The sequence below is a fragment of the Protofrankia sp. CiP1_Cm_nod3 genome (assembly GCF_982290655.1).
Genome location: NZ_CEVIVD010000016.1, coordinates 52485 through 57584, shown reverse-complemented (window position 1 = coordinate 57584; position 5100 = coordinate 52485). Strand labels below are relative to the sequence as shown.

4 protein-coding genes are annotated in these 5100 nt (G+C 74.0%); all 4 read right to left on the bottom strand.

Features of this window, described 5'->3' with window-relative positions:
- Positions 1 to 345: aminotransferase class III-fold pyridoxal phosphate-dependent enzyme (locus AC5LUJ_RS05715; RefSeq protein WP_493464582.1), on the bottom strand; the 345-nt coding region annotated here is incomplete at its 3' end.
- A 477-nt stretch (positions 346 to 822) separates the two neighbouring features.
- The gene (locus tag AC5LUJ_RS05710) at positions 823 to 2166 is read right to left on the bottom strand and encodes a cystathionine gamma-synthase (RefSeq protein ID WP_493464581.1); all 1344 of its coding nucleotides are present in this window, start codon (positions 2164 to 2166) and stop codon (positions 823 to 825) included.
- A 15-nt stretch (positions 2167 to 2181) separates the two neighbouring features.
- Positions 2182 to 3561 carry a cystathionine beta-synthase gene (locus AC5LUJ_RS05705; RefSeq protein ID WP_250284007.1) on the bottom strand — a complete coding sequence of 460 codons (1380 nt, stop codon included), beginning with the start codon at positions 3559 to 3561 and terminating at the stop codon, positions 2182 to 2184.
- Between the two features lie 158 nt (positions 3562 to 3719).
- The coding region (locus AC5LUJ_RS05700) for a type III PLP-dependent enzyme domain-containing protein (RefSeq protein WP_493464580.1) at positions 3720 to 5100 on the bottom strand (1381 nt) is incomplete at its 5' end.

Sequence of the window (5100 nt, the reverse complement as noted above, 5' to 3'; positions counted from 1 at the left end):
CAGCGGCGCGCCGGAGTGGAGCAGCCCGCGGATCGCCTCGTGGACGACGGGATGGTTGTGGCCGAGCGCGAGGGTGCCGGCGCCGGACAGGCAGTCCAGGTAGCGGCGGCCGTCCGCGCCGATCACCGTCATGCCCTCGGCGTGGACGGGGACGATCGGCAGGCTCCTGGCGTATGTCCGCGCGGACGACTCGCGCCGGCGCTGCCGGGCGAGGATTCCCTCGGCGCGGACCCGGCCGTCGGCGTCCGGCGCGCCATGGCCGCCGGTGGCGCCGGCCGTGGGGCCGGCATGGGCGCTGGATCCCGAAGGGCCGGCGGATTCGGAACCGATGGCGGATATCGTCAAGAAAGCGACTCCCGTCCGGTGGCCTGGGCGCCCTGAGCGATCCGGCCCGAGCGCCCGCTCCGGGGCCCGGGCGGGTGGCCCGGGGCCCGGAGGGTGCCGGGGTCCCGTAGACCTTTCCGGTCGGCGGATTCGATCCGGTGCGGGACCTCGGGCGCGGGCAGGGACATTCCCGCTCGATCATGCCACCTGTGAGCTTCCGTTGGGTTCAGGGAAGCCTAACCTAAGTAGTTATCGGCAGGGGGAGTGAACCGCAGGTGTAATCATCCTCTCGCTCGCCGCAATCCGACGGCGAACCCTGCCGATCCGGCAACGCCGAGCCACGTGGCACCCGCACGGCTGGCCGCGGCCCGGCGGCCCGGCGGCAGCCGCCGGCAGCGCAGTGGCAGCCGTAGGTGAAAACCGTCACCCCCACAGCGGCGGCCACCTACGGCCGGACGAGGCGTAGGTGGAAAGCGCTGTCGGGATGACGGGAACCACCTACGGATCCCGGCGGTCGGGGAGGGCCGCGGTGAGGTCCTCGAGCAGGTCGTCGATCGACTCGATGCCGACCGACAGCCGGACGAGGTTCGCGGGCACCTCCAGCGGGGAACCGGCCACCGAGACGTGCGTCATCCGCCCGGGGTGCTCGATGAGCGACTCGACCCCGCCCAGGGACTCGGCGAGGGTGAACACCCTGGTCCGCCGGCACACCTCGACCGCGGCCTCCTCGCCCCCGCGCAGGGCGAACGACACCATCCCGCCGAAGTCGCGCATCTGCTTCGCCGCCACCTGGTGGCCCGGGTCGTCCGGCAGGCCCGGGTAGTGCACGGCCGCCACCGCGGGATGCCCCGCCAGCAGCTCCGCGACGCGGCGGGCGTTCGCGCAGTGCCGGTCCATCCGGACCGCTAGGGTCTTCGCCCCCCGCAGCACCAGCCAGGCGTCGAACGGGCTGGGCACCGCCCCGGTCGCGTTCTGGATGAACCGCAGCCGTTCCCCCAGCCGCGGGTCGGACACCACCGCGGCACCGCCGACGACGTCGCTGTGCCCGCCGAGGTACTTCGTGGTCGAGTGGACCGCCACGTCGGCGCCGAGGAGCAGCGGCTGCTGCAGGTACGGGGTGGCGAAGGTGTTGTCGACGGCGAGCAGCGCGCCGGCGGAGTGCGCGATGCCGGCCAGCGCGGCGATGTCGGAGACGCCCAGCGTCGGGTTCGTCGGCGTCTCGGACCACAGCAGCCGGGTACGGCCCGGCCGGATCGCCGCCCGCACCGCGTCGAGATCCTCCAGGGGCGCCGGGGTGTACTCCACGCCCCACTCGGCGAACACCCGGGCGAACAGCCGGTAGGTGCCGCCGTAGGCGTCCAGCGGGATCACCGCGTGGTCGCCGGGGCGGCACACCGTGCGCAGCACCGCGTCCACGGCGGCCAGGCCGGAGGCGAAGGCGAGCCCCGCGGTGCCCGCCTCCAGCGCGGCCAGGCAGGTCTCCAGCGCGGTGCGGGTCGGGTTGGACGAACGGGCGTACTCGTACGCCCCGCGCGGGACCCCGACGGCGTCCTGCGCGAACGTCGACGACGGATGGATGGGGACGACCACCGCGCCGGTGACGGGGTCGGGGTCCTGCCCCGCATGGATTGCCACCGTCTCGAAGCCGCTGCCGGCCCACGTCTCGGCGCCGGCCGGCCACGCGCCGACGGGTGACGCGCCGACGGGTGACGCGCCGACGGGTGACGCGCCGACGGGTGACGCGCGGCGCGGGTCGCCGGCCCGGGCCGCGGGGCCGTCCCCACCGGCTACCGCGCCGTCGATCGTGGGATCGCTGGTGACAGGGCCGTCGGCGCTGGTCATGGGCTCCTCGGTGGGTTACGGGGTGGCCAGGAAGCTGAGCAGGTCGGACCGGGTGAGGATGCCCACGGGGTTGCCGTCCTCCAGCACGAGCACGGCCGGCGCGGCGCCGAGGGCGGCGACCAGCACCGACAGCGGCTCGCCGGCGCCGACCGTGGGCAGCGGCGGCGACATGTGCGCGGCCACCGGGGCGTCGACAGCGGCCCGGTCGGCGAACACGGCGCCGAGCAGCTCCAGCTCGATGACGGCGCCGGCCACCTCGGCCGACCGCAGCGGCGGCTCCTGGCGGACCACCGGCATCTGGGAGACGTTGTACTCGCGCAGGTAGGAGATGGCCGCGCCGACGGTCTCGTCCGGATGCACGTGCACCAGGTCGGGCGGGCTGGACGCGTCGGCGGCCTTGCGGGCGAGCACCTCGGCGACTGTCGGCTCGTCCGAGGGAGGGTCGAGAAAACCGTAGTCGTACATCCACTCGTCGTTGAAGATCTTCGACAGGTAGCCGCGGCCGGAGTCCGGGAGCAGCACCACGACGCAGCCGTCGGCGTCCAGCTCCCGGGCCACCCGCAGCGCGGCGACCACCGCGAGCCCGCAGGAGCCGCCGACCAGCATGCCCTCGCGGCGGGCCAGCTCCCGGGTCATCAGGAACGAGTCGCGGTCGCTGACCGCCTCGACCCGGTCGACGACGGCCTTGTCGTAGGTGGTCGGCCAGATGTCCTCGCCGACTCCCTCCACCAGGTAGGGCCGCCCGCTGCCGCCGGAGTACACCGACCCCTCCGGGTCGGCGCCGACGACCTGTACCCGCCGGTCGCTGGCCTCCTTGAGGTAGCGGCCGGTGCCGCTGATCGTCCCGCCGGTGCCGATACCGGCGACGAAGTGGGTGACGCGCCCGTCGGTGTCCGCCCAGATCTCCGGGCCGGTGCTGGCGTGGTGCGCGGCGGGGTTGTGCGGGTTGGAGTACTGGTCCGGGCTCCACGCGCCGGGCGTCTCGGCGACGACGCGGCGGGCGACCGAATAGTAGGAGCGGGGGTCATCCGGGGCGACCGCGGTCGGGCAGACCAGCACCTCGGCGCCGTAGGCCCGCAGCACCGCCCGTTTCTCTTCGCTGATCTTGTCGGGCATGGTGAACACGCAGCGGTAGCCGCGGGCCGCGGCCACGATCGCCAGCCCCACCCCGGTGTTGCCGCTGGTCGGCTCGACGATCGTCCCGCCCGGCCGCAGCTGCCCGGCGGCCTCCGCGGCGTCGATCATCGTCAGGGCGATCCGGTCCTTCACCGACCCGCCCGGATTGACGTACTCCAGTTTGGCGAACACCGGGGCGGCAATACCCTCGGTGACCGCGTTCAGCCTGATCAGTGGGGTACCGCCGACCACCGCGGCCAGGTTCCCGTAGACACGCATGCGCCGCCCTCACCTTCGCCGCCGAGGTCCGCAGCCGCCGCTGGGCTCCCAGCGTACGCAGACCAGGCGCCCGCCGCAGGCCAAGCCGCACCGTGTCGCGGAGGCCGCGGAAATCACAGATGATCGCAGGGCCGCGCTGGCCGCGGCGGCTACGAAGATCACTCCTGCTCGTCGCGCCGGGCGGTCGAGGAGCCGTGGGAGCCGTGGGAGCCCGTGGTGTGCTTTGGAGCGGTATGTGCTGAGTCGCTGTGTGTCGAGTCGCTGTGTGTCGAGCCGGTGTGCGTCGAACTGGTGGCGGTCGAGCTCGTGTAGCCCGAGCCGGTGGACGTCGAGCTGGTATGGGTCGAGACGGTGTAGGCCGAGCCGCCGTGCGCCGGGCCGTGCCACGTCGAGCTCGAGCTCGAGTTCGTATGGTGCGTCGCACTCGTGTGGACGTGGGTGAAGCCGCCGCCCGGGTCCCGCGACACCGCGGCCCGCACCGGTGGGGGGTGCCCCAGGAACCCCTGCATGGCGAACTCGTATCCGTAGGCGCCGGCCATCGGGAAGACCACCACGTCACCGGCGCGCACCTCGTCCACGGTGATGTCACGGGCGAGGGTGTCCTCGGGCGTGCACAGTTCGCCGACCACGGTCACCGGCCGTCCGGCGACGCCTGGACGCGGGAAGTCGTACGGCCAGCCGTCCACCGCGACGACCCCGAAGTTATGCACGATCTCCCAGGACGTCGGCAGCTGGAAGTGGTGGATGCCGCCCCGCAGCACCACGAAGTCGGTGCCGTGGGCGTGTTTGACGTCGGTGACCTCGGCCGCGTACGCGCCGCAGTCGGCGACCAGCCAGCGCCCCGGCTCGAACAGCACCCGTACCCTGGCCGGGACCGGCGTCGCCCGCAGGCCGGCGGCGAAGGCGTCCAGGTCGAAGGGGCGCTCGCCGCGCCGGTCCGGCTCGAAGGGCACCCCCAGCCCGCCGCCGACGTCGACGACCCGCAGGTCGACGCCGTGCGCGGCGGCCGTGGCGGCCGCGTACCCCAGACACCAGCGGACGTACTCCAGGTGCGCGGCGGCGTCGAGGTTCCCGGATACGGCATGGACGTGGAAGCCGAGCACGTCGACCCAGGGCAGCGACCGGGCGACGGCCAGGACGTCGGGGACGTCCGCCTCGGGTATCCCGAAGGCGCTGGCCACGCCGCCCATCCGCAGCGAGCCGGCGAGGGCCACCCGGGACGGGTTGACCCGCAGCATGACCGGTATCCGGCGGCCCACCCGGCCCGCGGCGTGGTTCAGCCGGCGCAGCTCGCCGGGGCTCTCGACGTTGACGGCCACCTCGGCGCCGGTTCCGGCGGCCTCGACGAGCGCGGCCAGCAGCGGGGCGGACTTCCCCGGGCCGGAGGCGACGATGCGGGCGGGCCGCCCGGTCCGCTGAGCGCTGTCCAGCGCGAGCATGATCTCGTAACTGGAGGCGACCTCGAAACCGTCCACCCCCTGGCCGGCGGGGAGGTCGTGGCCGGCGGCGGGGCGATGTGCGCTGCGCGTCTGACGATCT

What these genes read in the sequence shown, in the direction of transcription:
- AC5LUJ_RS05710 (WP_493464581.1), bottom strand. Translation starts at nt 2,166, where the DNA reads ATGACCAGCGCCGACGGCCCTGTCACCAGCGATCCCACGATCGACGGC.
- AC5LUJ_RS05705 (WP_250284007.1), bottom strand. Translation starts at nt 3,561, where the DNA reads ATGCGTGTCTACGGGAACCTGGCCGCGGTGGTCGGCGGTACCCCACTG.